General features: G+C 63.1%; 19 protein-coding genes. 10 read left to right on the top strand and 9 right to left on the bottom strand.

Annotation, left to right across the window (positions count from 1 at the left end; translation table 11 throughout):
• Window positions 1-9: 9 nt before the first annotated feature.
• The gene (locus AC8GDA_RS07320; protein WP_506555876.1) at window positions 10-858 is read right to left on the bottom strand and encodes a VWA domain-containing protein; all 849 of its coding nucleotides are present in this window, start codon (window positions 856-858) and stop codon (window positions 10-12) included.
• A gap of 44 nt (window positions 859-902) precedes the next feature.
• On the opposite strand from AC8GDA_RS07320, the gene AC8GDA_RS07315 reads away from it, so the two are divergent.
• The gene (locus AC8GDA_RS07315) at window positions 903-2,669 is read left to right on the top strand and encodes an ABC transporter transmembrane domain-containing protein (protein WP_506555875.1); all 1,767 of its coding nucleotides are present in this window, start codon (window positions 903-905) and stop codon (window positions 2,667-2,669) included.
• Here the strand turns inward: AC8GDA_RS07315 and AC8GDA_RS07310 are convergent.
• Window positions 2,617-3,510 carry an EamA family transporter gene (locus AC8GDA_RS07310; protein ID WP_506555874.1) on the bottom strand — a complete coding sequence of 298 codons (894 nt, stop codon included), beginning with the start codon at window positions 3,508-3,510 and terminating at the stop codon, window positions 2,617-2,619. The genes AC8GDA_RS07315 and AC8GDA_RS07310 overlap by 53 nt on opposite strands.
• Window positions 3,511-3,533: 23 nt before the next feature.
• On the opposite strand from AC8GDA_RS07310, the gene AC8GDA_RS07305 reads away from it, so the two are divergent.
• Window positions 3,534-4,421, top strand: a complete 888-nt coding sequence (locus AC8GDA_RS07305) for an ROK family protein (protein WP_506555873.1) — start codon at window positions 3,534-3,536, stop codon at window positions 4,419-4,421.
• Window positions 4,422-4,530: 109 nt separating this feature from the next.
• On the top strand, window positions 4,531-4,695 hold the full coding sequence (locus tag AC8GDA_RS07300) for a hypothetical protein (protein WP_506555872.1): 165 nt from the start codon (window positions 4,531-4,533) through the stop codon (window positions 4,693-4,695).
• Between the two features lie 45 nt (window positions 4,696-4,740).
• Here the strand turns inward: AC8GDA_RS07300 and AC8GDA_RS07295 are convergent, their stop codons facing one another.
• The 5 genes from AC8GDA_RS07295 to AC8GDA_RS07275 form a co-directional block, all read right to left on the bottom strand.
• A complete protein-coding gene (locus tag AC8GDA_RS07295) occupies window positions 4,741-5,529 on the bottom strand; it encodes an ABC transporter permease (RefSeq protein ID WP_506555871.1) in 789 nt (262 codons plus the stop codon).
• Window positions 5,510-6,343, bottom strand: a complete 834-nt coding sequence (gene pyrF / locus AC8GDA_RS07290) for an orotidine-5'-phosphate decarboxylase (RefSeq protein ID WP_506555870.1) — start codon at window positions 6,341-6,343, stop codon at window positions 5,510-5,512. Before pyrF ends, AC8GDA_RS07295 begins: the two co-directional genes overlap by 20 nt.
• 79 nt (window positions 6,344-6,422) lie before the next feature.
• A complete protein-coding gene (gene groL / locus AC8GDA_RS07285; RefSeq protein ID WP_506555869.1) occupies window positions 6,423-8,069 on the bottom strand; it encodes a chaperonin GroEL in 1,647 nt (548 codons plus the stop codon).
• Window positions 8,070-8,111: 42 nt separating this feature from the next.
• Entirely contained in the window at window positions 8,112-8,399 is a 288-nt protein-coding gene (gene groES, locus AC8GDA_RS07280; protein WP_506555868.1) for a co-chaperone GroES, read from the bottom strand.
• 115 nt (window positions 8,400-8,514) lie between these two features.
• Window positions 8,515-8,775 carry a TraR/DksA C4-type zinc finger protein gene (locus AC8GDA_RS07275; RefSeq protein ID WP_506555867.1) on the bottom strand — a complete coding sequence of 87 codons (261 nt, stop codon included), beginning with the start codon at window positions 8,773-8,775 and terminating at the stop codon, window positions 8,515-8,517.
• A 182-nt stretch (window positions 8,776-8,957) separates the two neighbouring features.
• On the opposite strand from AC8GDA_RS07275, the gene dacB reads away from it, so the two are divergent.
• Window positions 8,958-10,286 (top strand): D-alanyl-D-alanine carboxypeptidase/D-alanyl-D-alanine endopeptidase, encoded by a 1,329-nt coding sequence (dacB, locus tag AC8GDA_RS07270; protein ID WP_506555866.1) that lies wholly within the window; start codon window positions 8,958-8,960, stop codon window positions 10,284-10,286.
• 21 nt (window positions 10,287-10,307) lie between these two features.
• Complete coding sequence (locus tag AC8GDA_RS07265) at window positions 10,308-10,970, top strand: transglycosylase SLT domain-containing protein (protein ID WP_506555865.1); 663 nt, start codon at window positions 10,308-10,310, stop codon at window positions 10,968-10,970.
• On the opposite strand, the gene AC8GDA_RS07260 is transcribed toward AC8GDA_RS07265, so the two are convergent.
• Window positions 10,971-12,212 carry a pyridoxal-phosphate-dependent aminotransferase family protein gene (locus AC8GDA_RS07260; RefSeq protein ID WP_506555864.1) on the bottom strand — a complete coding sequence of 414 codons (1,242 nt, stop codon included), beginning with the start codon at window positions 12,210-12,212 and terminating at the stop codon, window positions 10,971-10,973.
• 140 nt (window positions 12,213-12,352) lie between these two features.
• On the opposite strand from AC8GDA_RS07260, the gene AC8GDA_RS07255 reads away from it, so the two are divergent.
• Both AC8GDA_RS07255 and AC8GDA_RS07250 read left to right on the top strand, forming a co-directional pair.
• Window positions 12,353-15,409 (top strand): FAD-binding and (Fe-S)-binding domain-containing protein, encoded by a 3,057-nt coding sequence (locus AC8GDA_RS07255; RefSeq protein WP_506557219.1) that lies wholly within the window; start codon window positions 12,353-12,355, stop codon window positions 15,407-15,409.
• A gap of 29 nt (window positions 15,410-15,438) precedes the next feature.
• Window positions 15,439-17,745 carry an NADP-dependent malic enzyme gene (locus AC8GDA_RS07250; protein ID WP_506555863.1) on the top strand — a complete coding sequence of 769 codons (2,307 nt, stop codon included), beginning with the start codon at window positions 15,439-15,441 and terminating at the stop codon, window positions 17,743-17,745.
• Between the two features lie 15 nt (window positions 17,746-17,760).
• Here the strand turns inward: AC8GDA_RS07250 and AC8GDA_RS07245 are convergent, their stop codons facing one another.
• Window positions 17,761-18,489, bottom strand: coding sequence for a 16S rRNA (uracil(1498)-N(3))-methyltransferase (locus AC8GDA_RS07245; RefSeq protein ID WP_506555862.1), 729 nt, complete (start codon window positions 18,487-18,489; stop codon window positions 17,761-17,763).
• Between the two features lie 119 nt (window positions 18,490-18,608).
• Here AC8GDA_RS07245 and tkt point away from each other — a divergent pair, with 119 nt between their 5' ends.
• Genes tkt through AC8GDA_RS07230 form a run of 3 tightly spaced genes read left to right on the top strand, consistent with a single transcriptional unit; the run spans window position 18,609 to window position 22,894 of the window.
• Window positions 18,609-20,633 carry a transketolase gene (tkt, locus tag AC8GDA_RS07240; RefSeq protein WP_506555861.1) on the top strand — a complete coding sequence of 675 codons (2,025 nt, stop codon included), beginning with the start codon at window positions 18,609-18,611 and terminating at the stop codon, window positions 20,631-20,633.
• Between the two features lie 57 nt (window positions 20,634-20,690).
• Window positions 20,691-21,713 (top strand): type I glyceraldehyde-3-phosphate dehydrogenase, encoded by a 1,023-nt coding sequence (gene gap / locus AC8GDA_RS07235; RefSeq protein ID WP_506555860.1) that lies wholly within the window; start codon window positions 20,691-20,693, stop codon window positions 21,711-21,713.
• Entirely contained in the window at window positions 21,710-22,894 is a 1,185-nt protein-coding gene (locus tag AC8GDA_RS07230) for a phosphoglycerate kinase (RefSeq protein WP_506557218.1), read from the top strand. The genes gap and AC8GDA_RS07230 overlap by 4 nt, the downstream gene beginning before the upstream one ends.
• The last annotated feature ends 28 nt before the right edge of the window (window positions 22,895-22,922 follow it).

Below are 22,922 nucleotides of genomic sequence, written 5' to 3'. Positions count from 1 at the left end.
GAGGCCCCCTTACCGAAGCATCAAGGACTGGGAGGAGGCCCGTGTGCCGATGTCGAAAAACTCCACGATCTCGACGGGTTCGACATTAAAGAAGAAGCCACGTGCGCCATCCTCCACGATGTAGCCCTTCTCCCGGGCGGCATCGGCCACGAGCCGGGGCAGTGCACTCGACATTCGAAAGAGACTTTTCCCGTAGGGGTCTTTGATCTCGTGCTCGTTGTTGCCGAATTGGATGGGCCCGGCCTTGCCATCGCTGGTGTGAAGATTGAAAAAGAGAATGTCACCATCCTCGGTGCCGATGTGACGAATCTGTTCGGCCATGGGCTCTGGGTCACCGTCGGTGGGCTCGCCATCGGTGACATGGAGCACCGTGGGTGGATAGGAGTCGGGATGGGCGTCGCACCAGTTGGCCAGTTCTTCTGCGGCCATTCGCAGGGCCTTGCGCATGGGCGTGCCGCCATCGGCCATGGGCCGAAACCAAATGGGAAATTTCACCCGCTGGTCGATGACACCGCCCGCGCCGTCTGGGATTCTCTGAACACGGTCTTCGACCGCGAGTGGAGAGCGCTCAAAGGATGAAATGGGGTGAAAGACCTGGTGAGAGAACGACCCCTTCAAGGCATTGTGAACACCCTGACCGCCGTAGCCGATGGCGCCCAGCTCAAAGTAGTTTCGAACGCCCTCGGATTTCGATGACCGAGCAATCAGGTTCATCACCACCCGGTTGAGGGCATCACACAAGAACTCGGCCCGGCTGAGATTGGTTTTCCCCACGGGCTCACCCATGGATCCGGACTGATCGATCAGGAATAGGAAGGCGGTTGGGTTGGAGCGACTGATCTCGGCGGTGTAGGGCATTGGGCATCCTTTGAAGCGGTGACCCCCGTATTATGGGCGACGCCATGTCCCCTGCATCCCAATCCACACCCCGCTCCACCCTCGAGCAACTCCGACCCGTCGCCCACTTGGCCATGGCCTATCGGGGTCGATGGGCCCTGGCCTTTCTCTTCTTGGGGCTGGCCGCTGCCGCCACGCTCTCGGTGCCACTGGCCTTTCGGGGGCTGATCGACTCGGGACTCGAGGGCTTGACGGAGCCCTTTGCCGTGCTCATGGCCTTGTCGGTGTTTCTGGCTGCCGCCACGGCGGGCCGCTTTTATTTCATGTCTTGGCTCGGCGAGCGTGTGGTGGCCGACCTGCGCAAGAAGGTCTACGACGCGGTGCTGAGCCGCCCGCCCACGTACTTCGAGACCCTTCAGACCGGCGAGGTGCTCTCCCGGCTCACGGCGGACACCACGCTGGTTCAGACACTGGTGGGCACCAGTGTCTCCATGGCCCTGCGCAGCAGCGTGCTGCTGGTGGGAGGGGTCTCCATGATGCTGGTCACCAGCCCCATGCTGGCAGGGCTCATGGTGCTGCTTCTGCTGGGTGTGGTGCTGCCGGTGTTGGCCTTGGGCCGGTGGGTTCGGAAGATGTCCAAGGTGAGCCAGGACAAGGTGGCGGACACGAGTGCTTTGGCGGGCGAGATCCTGAACGCCATGACCACCGTGCAGTCCTTGGGCCGCGAGCCCTATGAGGGCCGGCGCTATGGACTGGCCGTGGAATCGGCCTTTGAAACGGCCCTGCGGCGAATTCGTGGTCGATCTTCGCTGACCTTTGTGGCGATTGTCCTGGCCTTTCTGGTCATTGTTTTTGTGCTCTGGCTCGGTGCGCGCGAGGTGGTGGCCGGCACCATGTCGGCGGGGGAGTTGGCCCAGTTTGTTCTGTATGCCGTGCTCACGGCAGGCTCGATTGCCGCACTGGCCGAGGGCTGGGGTGACCTGCAGCGTGCAGTGGGCGCAACCGAGCGGCTGGTCTCCTTGATGGAACGCGACGATGGTGTTGAAACGGTGAAGGCCAGGGCATCGCAGTCCTCGGTGGCCCTCGGCGATGTGGTGGGGGTGACCTTTGAGTCTGTGTCGTTCTCATATCCGTCTCGTCCACGAGATGCTGCCGTGTCTGGTCTGAATTTTGAGATTCCGGCCGGCGAGACCTGGGCCTTGGTCGGGCCCTCGGGCGCGGGGAAGACCACCATTTTTTCGCTTCTGCTGGGCTTCTATCAGCCCAGCCAAGGCTGCATTCGCTTCAATGGCCGGCCAGCCCAGGACTGGGGAGGCTTCGCCATTCGTCAGGCCATTGGCTGGGTGCCCCAAGACCCCGTTATTTTTTCGGACGATGCGATGGGCAACATCCGATACGGGCGGCTCGATGCAAGCGATGAGGAGGTGGTGGCCGCGGCCCGCGCCGCCCACGCCGATGAATTCATTCGAGCCCTGCCGTCTGGCTACCAGACCTTCTTGGGTGAGCGAGGCCTGCGCCTGTCGGGTGGGCAGCGCCAACGCATCGCCATTGCACGTGCGGTGCTGCGCAACCCGCCCTTGTTGCTGCTCGATGAGGCAACCTCGGCACTCGACACTGTCTCAGAACGAGCGGTCCAGCAGGCCCTCGAGCGGCTGCTGCCGGGTCGTACGGCGTTGGTGATTGCCCATCGGCTCTCCACGGTGCGACGGGCCGATCGCATTCTGGTCTTGGACCAAGGCCAGCTCGTGGCCAGTGGCCGCCATGCCGAACTGATGGAGACTAGTGAGCTTTACCGAACACTCGCCCAACAACAGTTTTGGGCAGTTGAATGAGCAGCAGGCCCAGCAGCACCAATGCCACCCCGGGCCAGGCGCCCTCGGGCAGGGCCTCACCCAGGAGGATGGCGGCCGAACCCATGCCGAAGAAAGGCACCAAGAGGGTGAAGGGCACCACATGGGTGGCGGGGTGCCGACTCAGCAGCCAGGCCCAGCCACCGTATCCAATCACGCTGGCCCCATAGGCATTAAAGAGCAGGCATGCCCAGAGGGTGGGATGCCCCTGCAGGAGCATGCCCACGGCATCGCCCCAGGCCTGCGGTCCATCGAGCCAGAGTGAAATGGGCAGCAGGCCAATGGCCCCGAGGGCAGACCCCCAGACCACGAGTTCTCCGGCCCGCACCGAGCCCATTTCTTTGGTGAACAGGTTGCCGATGCTCCAGAACAATGCTGCGCAGAGGGTCATGAGAAAGGCCACGAGCGTGGCGCCATCCTCGAGCCCCTGCGCGACAAGCAGCATGCCTGCCGCCCCCAGGACAATGCCTGCCCACTGCAGCCGTCTTGGCCGTTCGGCCCCCAGCAGGACCACGAGCAGCACGGTGAAGAGGACCTGGCTCTGCATGACCAAGGAGGCGAGACCGGGTGGCATGCCCCATCGAAGGGCCAGGAACAGCAGCGTGAACTGAATGGTGAAGGACGTGGCCGCATAGCCGATGAGGAGTCGCCAGGGCACATTCGGGCGCGGCAGCAGCAGGATGAGGGGAAAGGCCACGGCCGCAAACCGAAGGGTCGCAAAGAGGGTGGGTGGCACCAGGTGCACGGCCCAGTACTGCACGACGAAGTTGGTTCCCCAGAAGCCCATGATCACGAGCACGAGCATGAGATGGGACAAGGGCATGGGCCGATCTTACAATGGGGTCCATGTTTCGAATCGGAATCGACCTCGGCGGCACCAAGACAGAGGTGGTTCTGTTGGACGCCGATGACGGCGTTCTGTTTCGGGACCGTGTGCCCACGCCCGCGAAAGAAGGGCCACAGGCAATTCTGCTGGCCATGACCGCACTGGTGAATCGTGCGCGGCAGTGCCTGCCGCATTCCCAGGCGCCACACTCGATTGGTCTGGGAACGCCTGGGTCCCTCTCAACTCGCACCGGCCTGTTGCGCAATTCCAATACCCAGTGCCTCAACGGCTTCGACCTTCAAGGGCAGGTGTCCTTGGCCATGGGCCAACCGGTTCGGGTGGAGAACGATGCGAACTGCTTTGCCCTGGCAGAGACCCGGGCCGGTGCAGGACAGGGATTCAGGACCGTGTTCGGCGTGATCCTCGGCACGGGCTGCGGGGGTGGTCTGGTCATTGATGGCGTTGTGCACGTTGGCCGCAACCGGCTTGCCGGTGAGTGGGGTCATGTCAGCGTGGACCCAGCCGGCCCGCGTTGCTGGTGCGGTGGGGTCGGCTGCCTGGAGATGTTGGCCTCGGGCAGTGGCATTGAGGCGCGGTACCAAGCATCCACGGGCCAGTCACGCCCGGCCCACTCGATTCTTGCAGACCTGACGGATCCGCATGCGCTGGCCTGCAGGTCGTCCATGCTCCATGCGCTCACCACAGGGCTGGCTCGACTGGTGACGACACTCGACCCTGACGTGGTCGTTCTGGGCGGTGGGTTGTCGAACCTGGACTGGCTGCCGCAGGCCTTGTCGGAGGGCATTGCTCAGCAGGTTTTTGGAGGCGTTTGTGAGACACCCATTCGACGACATGCGCTGGGGGATTCTGCAGGCGTCTTGGGTGCGGCCTGGCTTTCACTTGCCTAAATATTTGCCGCGTACCTATTTCACACAATAGACAGCACACAACCTACTGTGAATTGAATAGACTGCGCTCGTTGAACTGAGTTCACTCTTAAATCACAACGAGGAAAATATGAAAAAGATTTCGATGGCTGTGATGGCCGCGATGGTTGCCTTCTCCGGTGCAGCAGTGGCTCAAGCACCTGCCGCTCCTGCCAAGGCTGAGCCTGCAAAGGTCGACTGCAAGAAGGCCGAAAACAAAGACAAGAAAGAGTGCAAAGAAGCACCCAAGAAGTAATTGGTTTTGCGTTCGGATGGAAACGGCCCTTCGGGGCCGTTTTCTTTATGGCCGAATGCGCCAGCCGATGGCAATGAGAAATTGGCACAGGGCGAGCAGCACGGTGCAGAAAATGCCGCAGACCCAGAGGCTCAGCCACGGAGAGACATCCGACTGGGCAAAGACACCATATCGGAAACCATCAATCAGATAGAAGAATGGATTGAAGTGCGAGATGGCTTGCCAGATTGGGGGCAGCGCATGAATGGAGTAGAAGACGCCCGCGAGAAACGTGAGCGGATTGATGAGGAAGTTCTGGAAGGCGGAGACGTGATCCCACTTCTCGGCATACAGGGCAGCCAGCAGCCCAAGCGCGCCCATGATCAGACAGGCCAGCAGCCCGAAGAGCAGCACCCAGCCCCAGTGGGTCACGCTCACCTGAATGAAGGGCATGCTGGCCAGCCAGACCACCGCGCCGCAGGCCAGGCCTCGGGCCACCGCACCGCCCAGGTAGCCCACCAGCCATTCCCATGGCTTCAATGGTGAGAGCATGAGAAAAATGAGGGTGCCGGTGATCTTGCTCTGGGTCAGGCTGGAACTCGTGTTTGCGAATGCATTCTGCTGCAGGGTCATCATCACGAGGCCCGGCACGAGGAAGGCGCTGTAGCCCACACCCGGAAAGGGCTCGAGTCGGCCCTCGAGCAGGAAGGCAAAAATGGCGAGAAACAAGAGGGATGAGACCACCGGTGCGAGAACGGTTTGGACGGACACCTTGGTGAACCGCCTGATTTCTTTTTGAAGCAGCGCCCAGGCGCCCGATTGGCCCTGCACCGGCTCAATGGTTGGTCTGTGCACGGGCGTCCTGTATGGCCTGGTGTGTTTGCCGGGCGGCCTGCTTGGCAGCCTCACGCCAGTCGTGGTCTGCACTCGCATAAAGGATGGCGCGAGAGCTGTTCAAGAAGAGCCCACCGCTTGCGGTAGCAGCCTGGGCGACGGTTCTCACCAGGTCGCCACCTTGGGCCCCCACGCCCGGCACCAGCAGGGGCAACTTGGGGGCCAGCTGCCGAACGATTCCAACCTCATGGGGATAGGTCGCACCCACTACCAGCCCGACCTGGCCATGCTGGTTCCATTGTTCTGCGGCAAGCCTGGCCACGTGTTCAAAGACCCGCTCGCCAGAGGGGAGAGTTTGCATTTGAAGCTCATCGCCACCGGGGTTGCTCGTGCGACACAGCACGAAGATGCCTTTGCCGGCATGGGCCAGGTACGGGGCAAGGCTGTCTGAGCCCATGTAGGGGTTCACCGTGACCGCATCGGCCGCGTAGCGGTCAAAGGCTTCAGTGGCGTAGTGCTGGGCGGTCGACCCAATGTCTCCCCGCTTTGCGTCCAGGATGAGCAGGTGCTGCGGGAATGCAGACCGAATGGACTTGCAGACTCGCTCGAGCACAGGCTCGCCGCCGAGCGCCGCAAAGTGTGCGATCTGAGGCTTGAAGGCGCAGCAGTAAGGCGCTGTGGCGGCTGCAATCTCGAGGCAGAAGGTCTCGACGGCCTCCAGGGTGGGGCTGCCCTGCAGTGGCTTTGGAAATTGTTTGGGCTCGGGGTCGAGGCCCACACAGAGCAGGCTCCCGTTTTCGGCCCAGGCGGCCTCACACCGATCGATGAATTGCATAGGCATGAATTGTGACACGCCAACAAAAAAAACCCGGGCGCGAGGGCCCGGGTTTGGAGTGCAGGAGGCGACCCTCCTCTTACATGTCCATGCCGCCCATGCCACCCATGCCGCCCATGCCGCCGGGCATGCCGCCACCGGCTGGCTTGTCGTCGGGTGCCTCACCGATCATGCAGTCGGTGGTGAGCATCAGGCTGGCCACGGATGCAGCGTTTTGCAGGGCTGTACGCGTCACCTTGGTGGGATCGACCACGCCCATTTCAAGCATGTCGCCGTACTCGCTTGAGGCTGCGTTGTAGCCGTTGGAGCCCTTGAGCTCGAGCACCTTGTTGACCACGACGCTGGGCTCATCACCGCAGTTGGCCACGATCTGACGCAGGGGTTCTTCCACCGCGCGCATCACGATCTTGATGCCGGCCTCCTGGTCGGGGTTGTCGCCCTTGACCTTGGCATTGGCCCGTGCACGCAGGAGAGCCACGCCACCGCCGGCGACGATTCCTTCTTCCACAGCCGCGCGGGTGGCATGCAGAGCGTCTTCGACGCGAGCCTTCTTCTCCTTCATCTCGACCTCGGTGGCTGCACCGACACGGATGACTGCAACACCGCCGGCGAGTTTCGCCACGCGCTCCTGCAGCTTCTCTTTGTCGTAGTCACTGGTGGCCTCCTCGATCTGAGTGCGGATCTGCTTGACCCGGGCACCGATGTTCTTCTTGTCGCCTGCGCCGTCGATGATGGTGGTGTTCTCCTTGGCGATCTCCACCGTCTTGGCCTGGCCGAGCTGCGCAAGGGTGGCCTTCTCGAGGGTCATGCCGGTCTCTTCAGAGATGACTTCACCGCCCGTGAGGATGGCCATGTCTTCGAGCATGGCCTTGCGGCGATCGCCGAAGCCGGGGGCCTTGACGGCGACGGTCTTGAGGATGCCGCGGATGTTGTTGACCACCAGGGTGGCCAGGGCCTCGCCCTCCACATCCTCCGCGACGATCAGCAAGGGGCGACCAGACTTGGCGACCTGCTCCAGCACTGGGAGAAGGTCACGGATGTTGGAGACCTTTTTGTCGTGCAGGAGGATAAACGGGTTCTCGAGCACGGCGACCTGCTTCTCGGGGTTGTTGATGAAGTAAGGCGAGAGGTAGCCGCGGTCGAACTGCATGCCCTCGACCACATCGAGCTCGTTCTGGAGTGACTTGCCGTCTTCCACGGTGATCACGCCTTCTTTACCAACACGTTCCATGGCCTTGGAGATGATTTCACCGATTTCTGCATCGGAGTTGGCCGAGATGGAACCCACCTGGGCGATTTCCTTGGCGGTGGTGCAGGGCTTGGAGATCTTGGCGAGCTCGGCCACGATGGCCGTGGTGGCCTTGTCGATGCCGCGCTTGAGGTCCATGGGGTTCATGCCTGCGGCGACATACTTCATGCCCTCGCGAACCACGGCCTGGGCCAGCACGGTTGCGGTGGTGGTGCCGTCGCCGGCATTGTCAGCGGTCTTCGAGGCCACTTCCTTGACCATCTGAGCGCCCATGTTTTCGAACTTGTCTTTGAGTTCGATTTCTTTGGCCACGGACACGCCGTCCTTGGTCACGCTCGGTGCGCCAAAGGAGCGCTCGAGCACCACATTGCGGCCTTTGGGGCCAAGGGTGACCTTGACTGCGTTGGCCAGGATGTTGATCCCGTTGACCATCTTTTGACGGGCTTCATCACCAAACATCACTTGTTTTGCTGCCATTTGAACGTTCTCCTTCGTATTCGGGTTGTATGGTTCGAGTGATTACTCGATCACGGCCATGACGTCGTCTTCGCGAAGAACCAAGAGTTCCTCTCCGTCGACCTTGACAGTCTGGCCGGCGTATTTGCCGAACAAGACGCGGTTGCCCACCTTGACATCGAGGGGGCGCTGTTTGCCGTCTTCCTGGATCTTGCCGTTGCCCACGGCGAGGACTTCGCCTTGGTCGGGTTTTTCGGCCGCATTGTCAGGAATCACGATGCCAGACGCGGTGGTTCGCTCCAGATCCAGACGCTTGACCACGAGACGGTCGTGCAAGGGACGCAATTTCATTCGGATTTGCTCCATCAAAAAAGGTTGGTGAAAAGAGTTGGCGAGAGCGCTGTTAGCACTCATCGCATTCGAGTGCTAATGATAGGGGCACAAAGGCCCCTTTTCAAGGGGGGGGTCAGCCCGTCACGAAACGGGACTGTTTTTCGAGCAGGGTCTGGCAGTCGATGCAGCGAATCTTGCCGAGCTTGAGGCGGGCGGCCATGATCTTCTCGCCGCAGTCGATGCAGTGGGTGCCGTCGAAGTCGGGGTTGGTCTCTGGGGCGATCTTGCGGCGGGCCATCTCCAGGGCGTCCTCGTTGAACTGAGCCTCGATGGCCGAGGCCCGGTCGTTCTCGTCGGAGAGCTCAAAGTAGTTTTCGTTTTTTTCTAGTGCCATGATGTCCTCTTGGGAAGCCCAACGGATGAACCGTCGGGCATGACAATAACACTGAGAGTGATGCGATCGTGTTACAGGTGCTTCGAGGGTATTGGGGGGTGTTGGGTTCCGGCCTAATGATGTGTGTTTGCGCACACTCATATGCAGAAACCTATATTTCCAGCTCCTCCAGCCAGTTGCCCTTGTCCTTTTTCACCGACCGAGGGGTCCCAGAACGGGCCATTGGCATCTCGGTGGCCGTGCTCAACACCCGTGAAAATCCCAATGTGGTGCGCTGGTTGGGCCATCGATCTGGCGAGCCCATGAACCCGGCCTCGACCGAGAAGCTCATCACCACCCGGGCGGCTTGGTCGATTCTAGGCCCCGATTATCGGCATCGGACGACCTTTCTGACCACCGGGACGATTCACAACGGGCGCCTCAAGGGCTCCGTGTATGTGAAGGGGGGCGGCGATCCGAAGCTGGTTCAGGAGGACCTTCAGGCCATCGTGTCTCAACTGAGGGCGGCTGGAATTCAGCACATCGAGGGCGATCTGGTGCTCGATGGCACACGCTTTGCGGAGCCCGCGGGCGACCCCAACGCCTTCGATGGCATGGGATTCAAGCCCTACAACGTCACCCCGCACGCGGCCATGCTTAATTTCAAGGCCGTGAAGGTCCGTCTGTCGCGCTCGGCCAATGGCCGCCTGACGGGTGAGATCGAGCCGGCCCTGACCGGACTGCGTCTGAACACAGCGGTCAAGCAGGTGCGTGGGGATTGTTCACGCAACCAGATTCAAATCATCACGAAGACGAATCTACTGGAGGTTCAGGGGCGCTTGGGCCGGGGCTGCCCGGGCTTCGAGGCCTATGTGGCGGTCTATGACCACCTGCAGTTTGCGCATCGCTTGTTTTCGGCCACCTGGCGAGCGGCGGGGGGGCGTTTTCAGGGCCGAGTTCGCGAGGGTCCGACCCCCGCCGAGGCGCGTTCACTGCTGGAGTGGGTTTCACCACGGCCCTTGCAAGAACTGGTGGCCGACATCAACAAGCTGAGCAACAACCCCATGGCTCGCAACCTCTACCTGAACCTGTCGGCAGAGACGGGCGGGCCGGGCACCCGGGCCGACGCTGAGCAGCGAATCCGGTCTTGGCTGTCCAGCCAGAACCTGGGCTTTCCAGAGTTGGTGATGGACAACGGCTCGGGCCTGAGCCGTAGGAGTCGAATCGCACCGCAGAGTCTGACTCGGCTCTTGGTGGAGGCCCTGCGCGGCCCCGGCGCCGCGGAGTGGATTGAGACCCTGCCGGCGGCGGGCCTGGAGGGCACGATGCGGCGCAGGCTGAGGGATGGTGTCGTGCTTGGGAGGGCCTGGGTGAAGACTGGTTCTCTGGACGAGGTGAGGGCCTACTCCGGATATGCGCTCACCGAGGCTGGTCATTGGGTGGCCTTTTCAGCGATCATCAACGATCCGAAGGCACGAGAGGCGGCCCCTGCCTTGGATGCACTCGTAAAGTGGATTGTTGAAACCCTCTGAGGAGGAGGTTGTCTGAACCCCATGAAGCCACAGCCTGTCATGGCCGGTCCGAACCCAAAAGACTTCCTGGAGCGCCGGGGGCTCGGCGTGGTCGTGGCTGTCCTGCTGGCGCTCTCGACGGTGCTCACGGCGTCTGGGCGTGAACGCGTGGTTGGCTGGTCGCAGATCGTGGTGCAGGCCTTTACCGCCGAACCCGCCCAGTCCCTCTTCTACATTGGGGTGAACAACCTCACGCCGCAACAAGGGCGTGCGGCCCGATGGATTGCGCGCAAGCATCGCGTGTCTGTGGCGGCGGTGGAGCAAATTGTTCTCGCGGCCTACGCCAGTGCGGCCACGCATCGGCTGGACCCATACTTGCTGTTGGCCGTGATCGCGGTGGAATCGAGCTTCAACCCCCTGGCTGAGAGCAAGGTGGGGGCCCAAGGCCTGATGCAGGTGATGCCGGAGGTTCACCGGGACCGGTTCCAGCGCCACGGTGGCACCGATGCCGCGCTCAATCCTTGGGCGAATATTGATGTCGGTGCCGGCATCCTGCGGGAGTACCTCGACCGCTACAAGACCATTGAGGCTGCGCTGTCGGCCTATGTCGGCATGGGCCCTACGGGCCAAACCCAATACCCAGAGAAGGTGTTGCGCATGCGTGAGCGGCTATACGCCGCCGCCCAGGGGCGGGTGCTCGCCTAGTTAACGGGCCGTCTGGCGAGAAGTTGTCAAAGAAGCCATCGCCGCTTGAACACCCCCCGGCTGGTGGGGGACCCCCGCCGCAGACAGTGCCATCTCGACGCCACCGAGCGCGCCCAAGAGGCTGAGGTCGTTGAAGTCGCCGAGGTGGCCAATTCGAAAGACCTTGCCCGCGAGCTGGCCCAGGCCCATGCCAAGCGACATGTTGGACTGCGTGAGGGCGATCTGGCGGAGGTGGTCTGCGTCGACATGGCTGCCATCGGCGCCCATCGGCATGCGCACCGCTGTGAGCACCGGGCTGTGAAGATCAGGCGCCTGGCAGACGAGCTCGAGGCCCCAGGCCGCCACCGCAGCCCGTGCAGCCATGGAATGCCGCTTGTGGCGGGCGAATACCTGTGGAAGGCCTTCCTCGTTGAACATATCGAGGGCCTCGGCCAGGCCGTAGAGCAGGTTGGTGTTCGGTGTGCTGGGCCAGAACCCCTTCTTGTTTGCCTCGAGGATGTCATCCCAGGCCCAGAAGGCGCGCGGCATGGTGGCCTTCTCGCTGGCAGCAAGGGCCTTCTGGCTCACCGCGTTGAAGCCCAGGCCTGGGGGCAGCATGAGCCCCTTCTGGGAGCTCGCCACGCTGACATCCACGCCCCATTCGTCCTGCCTGAATTCCACACTGCCGAGTGCCGAGATGGTGTCGACGAGCAGAAGCGCTGGATGGCCGGCCGCGTCCATCGCCTTGCGAACCGCGCCGATGTCGGACGTGACCCCAGTGGAGGTTTCGTTGTGAACCACGCAGACCGCCTTGATGTCGTGCGCGATGTCCGCTTTGAGGCGTGCCTCGATGAGGCCTGGCTGGACGCCGAAGCTCCAGTCGCCTTTGATGACCTCTGGGCGAAGGCCCAGGCGATTGGCCATTTTGAGCCAAAGGCCCGCGAAATGGCCTGCCTCGAACATGAGTATTTTGTCGCCCGGGTTCATGGTGTTGACCAGGGCGGCCTCCCAGGCCGCGGTGCCCGAGGCAGGGTAGATCACGACAGGACCTTTGGTGCCAAAGAGGGGACGAACCCCCTCCAGCACCCGCAAGGCCAGCGCCTGGAACTCCGGTCCGCGATGGTCGATGGTGGGGAAATCGATGGCCCGCAGCACCCGGTCGGGCACATTGGAGGGGCCAGGAATTTGCAGGAAGTGCCGACCTTGGCCCACGCGGTTGAGGCTGGACCGAGGGTTGATGGCAGGGGGAAAGTCGCGTTGCATGGCGGGGGAGTTCACGCTGAAGGGTTCACGTTGGAGAGGACTTAAAGTCAATCTACCATTGTAATCTTTCCGACATGGACCAGTCACCCCCCATGAAGCCCGCTGATTCCCCGTCGTCTCTCGAAAAACCGTCCCGTCGGATGGTGCTTCAAGGGGGTGCGGCGGGTGCTTTGCGCCGAGGTGGCCTCGCCGATCGACTCCGCAAAGAGGTGCGCGGCGAAGTCCTCTTCGATGCTGCCTCTCGGGGCCGTTATGCGACCGATGCCTCTATCTATCAGCGCATGCCGGTGGGGGTGGTGGTGCCCGAGACCAGCCTCGACCTTCGCCTGGCCCTGGATGTCGCCCGCGACGCCGGCGTGCCGGTCCTCAGCCGCGGTGGCGGCACCTCGCAGTGCGGACAGACCGTGGGCGAGGCGCTGGTCATCGACACCAGCCGGCACCTGCGAAAGATGCTCTCCCTGAACCTGGAGGCAGGCGAGGTGACGGTGGAGCCCGGCATGGTCCTGGATCACCTCAATCAGGCGCTCAAGCCTCACGGTGTCTGGTTTCCGGTGGATGTCTCCACAGCCGCTCAATGCACGATTGGCGGCATGGCGGGCAATAACTCCTGCGGCTCTCGCTCGTTGTATTACGGGAACATGGTCCACAACGTGCGGGCGATCGACGCCATCCTGGACGACGGCACTTTGGCCCGGTTTGCGGCCTTCGGCGATGGCGCCGAGATGCAGTTGAACAGCCAGCGTCTTCGGGCGCTCGTCTCCAGGCTTCATGAGATTGCACAGCAGGTCGCGCCCGAGATTCGGGCCCTCTGGCCCAAGGTGATGCGCCGCGTGGGCGGCTACAACCTGGACATCTTCGATCCTCAGAGTGAACGGCCTTACACCCCCGACGGCCGCGTCAATCTGGCCCATCTGCTGGTGGGATCGGAGGGCACCTTGGCCACGTTTGAGTCCATCCGGCTGGCACTTGCGCCCATTCCCAGGGCCAAGGTGCTGGGCGTTGTGAACTTTCCGACCTTTCAAAAGGCGATGGAGGTGACCCCATCGATTGTGGTGCTCAAGCCGGTGGCGGTTGAATTGGTGGACCGCACCATGATTGAGCTCTGCCGCGTGAACCCTGTTTTTGCCCCCGTGATTCAGGATGCCCTGGTGAACGTGGGCGGGCGTGAGACCGATGCCCTCTTGCTGGTGGAGTTTGCCGGCGAGGACCTCGAGCGGCTTGGCCGAGACCTCATGGCCCTGGAGGAACTCATGGGAGACCTGGGCCTGCCCGGCTCGGTGGTCTCCATGAGAGACCCCAAGCGGCAGGCAGCCCTCTGGGAGGTCCGCAAGGCGGGCCTCAACATCATGATGTCCCTGAAGGGCGACGGCAAGCCGGTGTCCTTCATTGAAGACTGCGCAGTGCCGTTGGAACACCTGGCGGATTACACGGCCAGCCTCTCGGAGGTCTTTGCTCGTCACGGCACCCAGGGCACCTGGTATGCCCACGCCTCGGTGGGCACGCTGCATGTTCGGCCCATTCTGGACATGCGTCGGAATGGGGCTGAGAAGATGCGCGCCATCGCAGAGGAGGCCGCCGCCCTGGTGCGCAAGTTCAAGGGAGCCTTCTCGGGCGAGCATGGGGATGGCCTCGTGCGGAGTGAGTGGGTGGGCTGGCAGTTTGGCCCGGACATCACGAGGGCCTTCGAGGCCGTCAAGGACGCCTTCGATCCAAATCATCGGCTCAACCCCGGCAAGATTGTCCGCGCCACGCGCATGGACGACCGCAGCCTCTTTCGATTCCCGCCGAACTATCGGGTCATGCCCTTGAAGACGGGGCTGGACTGGTCGGCCTGGGATGTGCAAAACGATCCATCCGTGCGGGGTGACCCCGGCACCATGGGCATTCAGATTGGTCCTCCTGGATCGGGCGAGGACCCTTCGGGCGGTCTCTCCAAGGCTGTGGAGATGTGCAACAACAATGGCCACTGCCGAAAATTCGATGCGGGTGTGATGTGTCCGAGCTATCGGGTGACGCGTGAGGAGGTCCACTCGGTTCGTGGCCGAGCCAACACCCTGCGGCTGGCCTTGAGTGGCCAACTTCCGAACGACCTGGCAGGCCCCGAGGTCGCCGAGGCCATGGACCTCTGCGTGGGCTGCAAGGCCTGCAAGCGTGAGTGCCCCACGGGGGTGGACATGGCCCGCATGAAGATTGAGGCCGCCCATCAGCGGGGGCTTCGCCATGGCTTTGCCTTTCGCGACCGTCTGGTCGCAAGCCTCCCCGATCTGGCCCAACGGGTGCACCGCACGCCGGCCTTGGGCGCGATGCTGAACCTCCGCAACCAGTGGCCGTGGCTGGCCCGCCTTTTGGAGCCCATCACGGGTGTGGCGGCGACTCGGCCACTGCCAGAGTGGGCCTCTGCTTCATTTCGTCAGCAGGCCCAGGACGATGCCGCCGCAGGCGTTTGGGCGAGCCTGGAGGCCTGTGATGTGGTGCTCTGGGCCGACACCTTCAACTCAGCCTATTCGCCAGAGGCCCTGATGGCCCTTGGGCAGCTCATGCGTCAGGCGGGCTATCGCGTCGCGCTCTCAGGTGCGGCCGCGGCCAAGCCGCTGTGCTGTGGTCGCACGGCCCTGTCGGTGGGCGATATTGACGGCGCGCGTCGTCGGGCCGTGGCGGTTCTGGATGCACTGGCCCCGGTGCTGGCCAGTGGTGTGCCGGTGGTGGGCGTGGAGCCCTCCTGCGTCCTTGGCTTTCAGGATGAGTGGCAGACCATGAACCTCGGCCCGCGCGCCGAGCAACTGGGGCGTCAGGCAAAACTCTTCGAGTCCTGGTGGATGTCGGAGCTGGCCCAGGGCCATCTCAAGCCACCGGCCGTGGGGGATGGTCGCGCGGTCTACGTGCATGGCCATTGCCATCAGAAGGCGCTCGGGGCCTGGAGCCCCACCATCGAGACGCTGCGCTCCGTGGGCTTTGAGGTGCACCCGATTGAGTCGAGCTGCTGCGGCATGGCGGGCGCCTTTGGCTACGACCCCCAACACCAGGAGGTCTCCAAGGCCATGGCCCAGGCAAGCCTGGTGCCTGCAGTGGCCTCGGCCCCAGCCGATGCCTGGATCGTGGCCGACGGATTTTCTTGTCGCCATCAGATTCAGGACCTTGCGGGCCGAACCCCCATTACTGCCGCGCAGGCCATTGCGAAAGCCTGGCTGGGCTCATAATTTCGCCACATCACCCATTTAGGCCATTCATGGATCCCATCCTCCGACAGCAAGCCCTCGATTACCACGAGTTCCCCACGCCGGGGAAGATCTCCATCCAGCCCACCAAGCAGCTCACGAACCAGCGTGACCTGGCCCTGGCCTATTCCCCCGGGGTGGCCGCAGCGTGTTTAGAGATTGCGCAAGACCCCATGAATGCCTTTAAGTACACGGCCCGTGGGAACCTGGTGGGCGTGGTGACCAACGGCACGGCGGTGCTCGGCCTGGGCGACATTGGCCCTCTTGCGGCCAAGCCGGTCATGGAAGGCAAGGGGGTGCTCTTCAAGAAGTTCGCGGGCATCGATGTCTTCGACATTGAACTGGCCGAGCGAGACCTCGACAAGATCGTGGATGCCGTGGCGGCCTTGGAGCCGACCTTTGGTGGCATCAACCTGGAGGACATCAAGGCACCCGACTGCTTCTACATCGAGCGCAAGCTTCGCGAGCGCATGAAGATTCCTGTCTTCCATGACGACCAGCACGGAACGGCCATTGTGGTGGCGGCGGCCCTGGTCAATGGAATGGCCGTGGTGGGCAAGGAGATCGGCAAGGTCAAGCTGGTGGTGTCCGGCGCGGGTGCAGCGGCCTTGGCCTGCCTGGATTTACTGCTCGACCTTGGCATGCCCAAAGAGAACATCTGGGTCACCGACATCAAGGGCGTGGTCTACGAGGGGCGCACCGAGCTCATGGATCCAGAGAAGGCCCGTTTCTGTCAGCCCACCAGTGCACGGCAACTCGCCGATGTCATCGGCGATGCAGACGTGTTCCTGGGCCTGTCGGCCGGTGGTGTGCTCAAGCCCGAGATGGTGGCCAAGATGGCGCCCAGGCCCATCATCTTTGCCCTGGCCAACCCCGAGCCGGAAATCCTTCCTGAACTGGTGAAGAGCGTTCGTCAGGATGCGGTGATCGCCACGGGTCGAACCGACTACCCGAATCAGGTGAACAATGTGCTGTGCTTTCCGTTCATCTTTCGCGGCGCACTGGATGTGGGGGCCACCACCATCACCCGAGGAATGGAACTCGCCGCCGTGCGTGCAATGGCTGAGCTCGCCCGGGCCGAGCAGTCGGAGGTGGTCACGGCCGCCTACGGCACCGAGGGCATCTCCTTTGGCCCGGAATACCTCATTCCCAAGCCCTTCGACCCCCGTCTCATTGTGAAGATTGCGCCGGCCGTGGCCCAGGCGGCCATGGACGATGGCGTGGCCAGCCGACCGCTCTCAGACATGGGTGCCTATGTCGACCGCCTTCAGGAGTTTGTCTACCACTCTGGCAACTTCATGAAGCCGCTGCTCACCGCAGCCCGTCGGGCCGAGAAGCGCCGCGTGGTCTTTGCCGAAGGCGAGGAGGAGCGCGTGCTGCGCGCGGTGCAGGTGGTTCTGGATGAAGGCCTGGCCGCCCCGATTCTGATTGGCCGCCCTGCCGTCATCGAGAAGCGCATCGAGCGGTTCGGCCTGCGCATGCATCCCGGTGAAGACTTCACGGTGGTGAATCCGGAGCAGGACGATCGCTATCGCGAATACTGGGAGACCTATCACCAGATGACCGAGCGCAGTGGCGTCACGGCGCAGTATGCCCAGATTGAGATGCGCCGACGGCACACCCTCATTGGCGCGATGATGATTCGCAAAGGGCATGCGGATGCCATGATCTGCGGCACCTTTGGCACCCACAGCCTTCACCTTCATTATGTGAACCAAGTGCTTGGTCGGGTTGCAGGTGCGAGCGTCTATGCCGCCATGAACATCCTGATCCTGCAGCATCGAACCATTGCGCTGGTCGACACCCACGTGAATGAGAATCCTTCGGCCGAGGCGCTGGCCGAGATCACGATGGCGGCCGCGCAGACCATGCGCTCCCTTGGTCTGGAGCCGCGGGTGGCCTTGCTCTCGCACAGCAACTTCGGAAGTGGAAACTCAGACTCCGCCTGCAAGATGCGGGATGTCCTGCATTTGGTTCGAGAGCGGGAGCCCTCGCTCAATGTCGACGGTGAAATGCACGGCGATGTGGCACTCGATGCCGAACTCCGCAAGGCCCTGATGCCCAACTCCACCCTGCAGGGCGACGCCAATTTGCTCGTGCTCCCGAGCATGGAGTCGGCCAACATCTCATACAACCTCTTGAAGCGTGCAGCCGGCAACAATGTGGCCATCGGCCCGATTCTCATGGGATGCGCCGCGCCGGTTCACGTGCTCACGGCCTCTGCAACCGTGCGCCGGCTGGTGAACATGACCGCCATTGCGGTGGTGCAGGCCAATGCGGGTTCCAGCGCCGGCGATGGTGGCGCGGCTCAAGGCTAGGCAGGTCTTGCGGGTCTAGAACTCGCCGGTTCTGGCCGCGACGGCCGCGAGCACCACGGCGGCCGCGGTCTCTGTTCTCAGGATGCGCGGGCCGCAGCGAACGCCCACGAAGCCATGTGCACCGGCCGTTTGCTCCTCATCGTCTGTCCAGCCGGCCTCAGGACCGATCGCAATCGTGAGGCCGCCTGTGAGGGGCGCCTGGGTAAGAGTCTGCTGCGCGAACGGGTCGAGCAGCCAGCCCGTCTGAGGTGCCGGCGCGGCTGCGAACTCGGCCAGCGCTGCATCCAGGCGCAGGATGGGATGCACCGTGGGCACCTGGTTGCGACCCGACTGCGCCGCCGCGGCGGCCGCAATTCGTCGCCAATGCAGCAGACGCTTCTCGGCCCGATCACCCTCGAGCCGCAATTGACTGCGCGCCGCCTGCACCGGCTGAATGGCTTGAACACCGAGTTCTGTGGCCTTCTCCACCACCCAGTCCATCTTATCGCCCAGGCACAAGGCTTGGATGAGCCGAGATGGCGTTGGAGACTCTCGGCTGATGGCTTCGATGGTGGAGACCGTGACCAGGCATTGCCTGGGGTTGGGGTCGGCGACCACCGCCTCGGCCTCCAGGCCTTGGCCGTCGAACAGGGTCACCACGGTGCCTGTTGTGGCCCGCAGCACCTTGATCAGGTGATGGCTGTTGTCTGGGTCAAGGCACAGCGGCCCGGGCGCAAGGCCCGGCTGGTGGAGTCGAATGCGCATGGAAGCGGCCTAAAGATAAGTAAAACTTGAACCAAAGATTCAAAAACTTCAACGCATGCTGAAGGGTTGTGTCTCGGTAGAATCCCCATTCTCTGTCGATTCTCGAAGAAAGTCAGCGCATGAACGCCTCCCCACAGCAGATGGCCAACGCAATCCGCGCCCTGGCCATGGACGCCGTCCAACAGGCCAACTCAGGCCATCCCGGCATGCCCATGGGCATGGCCGACATGGCGGTTGCGCTGTGGAGGGACCACCTTCGACACAATCCTGCCAACCCGTCCTGGGCGGATCGCGACCGCTTCGTGGTCTCCAACGGGCACGGCTCCATGCTGCTCTATGCCCTGCTGCACCTGTCGGGCTATGACCTTCCCATGTCCGAATTGCGCCAGTTTCGGCAGCTTCATTCCAAAACGCCGGGCCACCCAGAGGTCGATGTCACCCCCGGCGTGGAGACCACCACCGGCCCCCTGGGCCAGGGCATCTCCAATGCGGTGGGCATGGCCCTGGCCGAGCGGCTGCTGGCTGCAGAGTTCAATCGGCCCGGCCATACCGTGGTCGACCATCGCACCTTCGTATTTCTGGGCGATGGCTGCCTCATGGAGGGCATCAGCCACGAGGTCTGCAGCCTTGCGGGCGTCTGGGGCCTCTCCAAGCTGATCGCCCTCTACGACGACAACGGCATTTCCATCGATGGGGATGTCAGGGGCTGGTTCCGAGACGACACGCGAGCCCGTTTTGAATCGTATGGCTGGAATGTGCTGGGGCCCATCGATGGCCACGATACGCAGGCGGTGAGCCTGGCCATTGCCACGGCCAAGGAGTGGGCGGAGGCTGGTCGCAATGGCCGGCTCGCCCCCACGCTCATCATTTGCAAGACGCAGATTGGCAAGGGCTCACCGAATCGGGCGGGCAGTGCGAAGGCCCATGGCGAGGCCCTCGGCGAGGAGGAGATTCGGCTCACGCGTGCGGCCATGGACTGGCCGCATGCGCCCTTTGAGATTCCGCAGGACATCTATCAGGCCTGGGATGCCAAGGCCAGAGGGCAGGCTGCACAGTCCCTCTGGGAGAACCGGCTCGCCGCCTATCGCAAGGCCTTCCCCCAGGAGGCGGCCGACTTCGAGGCCCGGCTTGCGGGCCAACGGCCGGCCGACTTCGATCAGAAGAATGCCGCGCTGATTGCATCCCTGTGTGCATCGGCGCCCAACGTGGCGAGCCGCAAGGCCTCGCAGATGGTGCTCGATGACATCGGCCCAAGGCTGCCAGGCCTCTTGGGTGGTTCGGCCGACCTCACCGGCAGCAACCTCACGAATTGGAAGGGCGTCTCGGTCTTGTCCGTCGACGAGCAGGGCGGCCTCACGCAGGGCCAGCACATCAGCTACGGCGTGCGTGAATTCGGCATGGCCGCCATCTGCAATGGCATTGCCCTGCACGGTGGCTTCATTCCCTATTGCGCAACCTTCCTCACCTTCTCCGACTACAGCCGCAATGCGATTCGCATGGCAGCCCTGATGCGGCGACAGGTCATCCACGTCTTCACCCACGATTCGATCGGGCTGGGTGAGGACGGCCCAACCCACCAGCCGGTGGAGCATCCTGCGGCCTTGAGGCTCATTCCAAACCTCCAGGTCTGGCGTCCGGCCGATGCCGTGGAGACGGCCGTGGCCTGGCAGTCCGCACTGGCCAATGTCCATGGTCCCTCGGCCTTGTTGCTCTCCCGGCAGGGGCTGCCCCCGCAGGTGCGTGACACGGCGCAGGCCCGCGACATCGCCAAGGGCGGCTATGTGCTCACCTCCGACCCCCGTCCGCAGATCGTCATCATGGCCACCGGCTCCGAGGTGAGCCTGGCCATGGAGGCCACGGCCCGGCTGCGCGCCCAAAAGGTTCGGGTCCGGGTGGTGTCCATCCCATCGACCACGGTGTTCGACCAGCAGCCTGCGGCCTACAAGGCCCAGGTGCTCCCGCAGGACATTCCACGCGTGGCCGTGGAGGCTGGCGTGACCGACCTCTGGTGGAAGTACCAGCCAGCGGCCGTGGTGGGCCTGGATCGCTTTGGCGAGTCCGCGCCGGCTGGCGCCCTCTTCAAGCATTTCGAGCTCACCCCAGAGGCCGTGGTGAAAACGGCACAATTGGTGCTCGAAGGCTGATCGCCCCAACACAATCTGCCCATTTCATCACCAGCGTTTCAACACAGGAGACATCACATGACCGTAAGGGTTGCCATCAATGGCTATGGCCGCATTGGGCGCAATGTTCTGAGGGCCCACTACGAGGGCGGCAAGCGGCACGACATTGAGATCGTGGCCATCAACGACCTGGGCAATCCCGAGACCAATGCACACCTCACCCGTTACGACACGGCCCACGGCCGGTTCCCGGGGCAGGTGGCCGTGGATGCCGATGCCATGGTGGTCAATGGGGATCGCATCCGAGTCCTGGCCAATCGCAACCCGGCCGAACTGCCCTGGAAGGATCTCGGTGTCGACCTTGTCATGGAGTGCACGGGCTTTTTCACGAGCAAGGAGAAGGCCTCCGCCCACCTGGCCGGTGGCGCCAAGAAGGTTCTGATCTCCGCCCCAGGCGGCAAGGATGTGGATGCCACCGTGGTCTTTGGCGTGAACCACAGCAGCCTGCGGTCGAGCCACACCGTGGTCTCGAACGCCTCCTGCACCACCAACTGCCTGGCCCCGGTGGCCAAGGTGCTGCATGAGGCACTTGGCATGGAGTCTGGACTCATGACCACCATCCATGCCTACACCAACGACCAAGTCTTAACAGATGTTTATCACGAGGACCTGCGTCGGGCCCGTTCGGCCACGATGTCCATGATCCCGACCAAGACGGGTGCCGCCGCCGCCGTGGGCTTGGTGCTGCCCGACCTCAACGGCAAACTCGATGGCTACGCCATGCGGGTGCCCACCATCAATGTTTCCGTGGTCGACCTCACTTTTCATGCCGCCCGGGCCACCTCCATCGACGAGGTCAATGCGCTCCTGAAGGCCGCCAGCGAAGGGCCCTTGAAGGGCGTGCTGGGCTACAACACCGCGCCCCTGGTCTCGGTGGACTTCAACCACGATGCCCACTCCAGTGTTTTTGATGCCACCCAGACCCGCGTCTCGCCCGACGGCCGGCTCATCAAGGTCTTGTCCTGGTACGACAACGAGTGGGGCTTCTCCAACCGCATGCTCGACACGGCCGTGGCCATGATGTCGGCCAAGTCCTCATGAAGTTCAAGCGCATGACCGACCTCCCGCTGGCTGGCCGGCGGGTCTTCATTCGTGCGGATTTGAACGTGCCCCAGGACGACACTGGGCGCATCACAGACGACACCCGCATCCGTGCCTCGGTGCCGGCCATTGAGCATGCATTGAAGGCGGGTGCAGCGGTCATGGTCACCTCTCACCTGGGCCGCCCCAATGAGGGTGAGCTGCGGGCGGAGGATTCCTTGGCCCCGATCGCACTGCGACTGGCCGAGCTTCTCGACCGCAAGGTGCCTCTCGTCAGCAACTGGCTCGATCAACCGTTCTCGGTGGCTGCAGGTGAGATCGTCATGCTGGAAAACTGTCGTGTGAATGTGGGCGAGAAGAAGGACGACGACGGGCTGGCCAAGAGAATGGCGGCGCTGTGCGACATCTATGTAAACGATGCCTTTGGTACCGCCCACCGCGCAGAGGCGACCACCCACGGGCTGGCGCGATTTGCAAAGATCGCCTGTGCCGGCCCGCTCATGGCGGCCGAGCTCGATGCCCTGGGCAAGGCCCTCGAGGCGCCCCGCCGGCCCCTGGTGGCCATTGTGGCGGGCTCGAAGGTGTCCACCAAGCTCACCATCCTGCGCTCCTTGGCCCAGAAGGTGGATCAACTCATTGTGGGTGGTGGCATTGCCAACACCTTCATGGCGGCGGCGGGGCTTCCGATTGGGAAATCATTGGCCGAGATGGACCTGCTCGATGAGGCGCGCCAGATCATGGCCGTCATGCGGGCCCGCGGTGCCGAGGTGCCCATTCCAGAAGACATCGTGACGGCCAACGAGTTCTCCGCCCAGGCCCGGGCCAACAAGGTGTTGGCCCACCAGTGCGCGGTGGACGACATGATTCTCGACATTGGCCCCCGCACAGCGGCCCGGCTGGCTGGCGTCATTGCCAACGCAGGCACCGTGGTCTGGAATGGCCCCCTGGGTGTCTTTGAGATCGAGCAGTTTTCGGGTGGCACCCGCACCCTGGCCTCGGCCATTGCGCACTCGCCAGCCTTCTCGATTGCCGGCGGTGGCGACACGCTGGCGGCCATTGCCAAGTACAACATCGCCAACCAGATCGACTACATTTCCACGGGCGGTGGCGCCTTCCTGGAGTTCCTGGAAGGCAAGACCCTTCCGGCGGTTGCAGCCCTGCTGGAGCGGGCCGACTCCTAGTTTGGCGAAGCCGCCAAGCTGGGCGAAA

This window comes from Hahnella aquatica (SeqCode) (genome assembly GCF_965194505.1).
Taxonomy (GTDB): domain Bacteria; phylum Pseudomonadota; class Gammaproteobacteria; order Burkholderiales; family Burkholderiaceae_A; genus Hahnella; species Hahnella aquatica.
This window is presented reverse-complemented; position numbering and strand designations above follow the sequence as displayed.

Bases quoted from the DNA above. Each gene is read 5' to 3' on its own strand.
- AC8GDA_RS07320 (WP_506555876.1), bottom strand. From the start codon at position 858: ATGCCCTACACCGCCGAGATCAGTCGCTCCAACCCAACCGCCTTCCTA.
- AC8GDA_RS07315 (WP_506555875.1), top strand. From the start codon at position 903: ATGTCCCCTGCATCCCAATCCACACCCCGCTCCACCCTCGAGCAACTC.
- AC8GDA_RS07310 (WP_506555874.1), bottom strand. From the start codon at position 3,510: ATGCCCTTGTCCCATCTCATGCTCGTGCTCGTGATCATGGGCTTCTGG.
- AC8GDA_RS07305 (WP_506555873.1), top strand. From the start codon at position 3,534: ATGTTTCGAATCGGAATCGACCTCGGCGGCACCAAGACAGAGGTGGTT.
- AC8GDA_RS07300 (WP_506555872.1), top strand. From the start codon at position 4,531: ATGAAAAAGATTTCGATGGCTGTGATGGCCGCGATGGTTGCCTTCTCC.
- pyrF (WP_506555870.1), bottom strand. From the start codon at position 6,343: ATGCAATTCATCGATCGGTGTGAGGCCGCCTGGGCCGAAAACGGGAGC.
- groL (WP_506555869.1), bottom strand. From the start codon at position 8,069: ATGGCAGCAAAACAAGTGATGTTTGGTGATGAAGCCCGTCAAAAGATG.
- groES (WP_506555868.1), bottom strand. From the start codon at position 8,399: ATGAAATTGCGTCCCTTGCACGACCGTCTCGTGGTCAAGCGTCTGGAT.
- AC8GDA_RS07275 (WP_506555867.1), bottom strand. From the start codon at position 8,775: ATGGCACTAGAAAAAAACGAAAACTACTTTGAGCTCTCCGACGAGAAC.
- AC8GDA_RS07265 (WP_506555865.1), top strand. From the start codon at position 10,308: ATGAAGCCACAGCCTGTCATGGCCGGTCCGAACCCAAAAGACTTCCTG.
- AC8GDA_RS07260 (WP_506555864.1), bottom strand. From the start codon at position 12,212: ATGCAACGCGACTTTCCCCCTGCCATCAACCCTCGGTCCAGCCTCAAC.
- AC8GDA_RS07255 (WP_506557219.1), top strand. From the start codon at position 12,353: ATGGTGCTTCAAGGGGGTGCGGCGGGTGCTTTGCGCCGAGGTGGCCTC.
- AC8GDA_RS07250 (WP_506555863.1), top strand. From the start codon at position 15,439: ATGGATCCCATCCTCCGACAGCAAGCCCTCGATTACCACGAGTTCCCC.
- AC8GDA_RS07245 (WP_506555862.1), bottom strand. From the start codon at position 18,489: ATGCGCATTCGACTCCACCAGCCGGGCCTTGCGCCCGGGCCGCTGTGC.
- tkt (WP_506555861.1), top strand. From the start codon at position 18,609: ATGAACGCCTCCCCACAGCAGATGGCCAACGCAATCCGCGCCCTGGCC.
- gap (WP_506555860.1), top strand. From the start codon at position 20,691: ATGACCGTAAGGGTTGCCATCAATGGCTATGGCCGCATTGGGCGCAAT.
- AC8GDA_RS07230 (WP_506557218.1), top strand. From the start codon at position 21,710: ATGAAGTTCAAGCGCATGACCGACCTCCCGCTGGCTGGCCGGCGGGTC.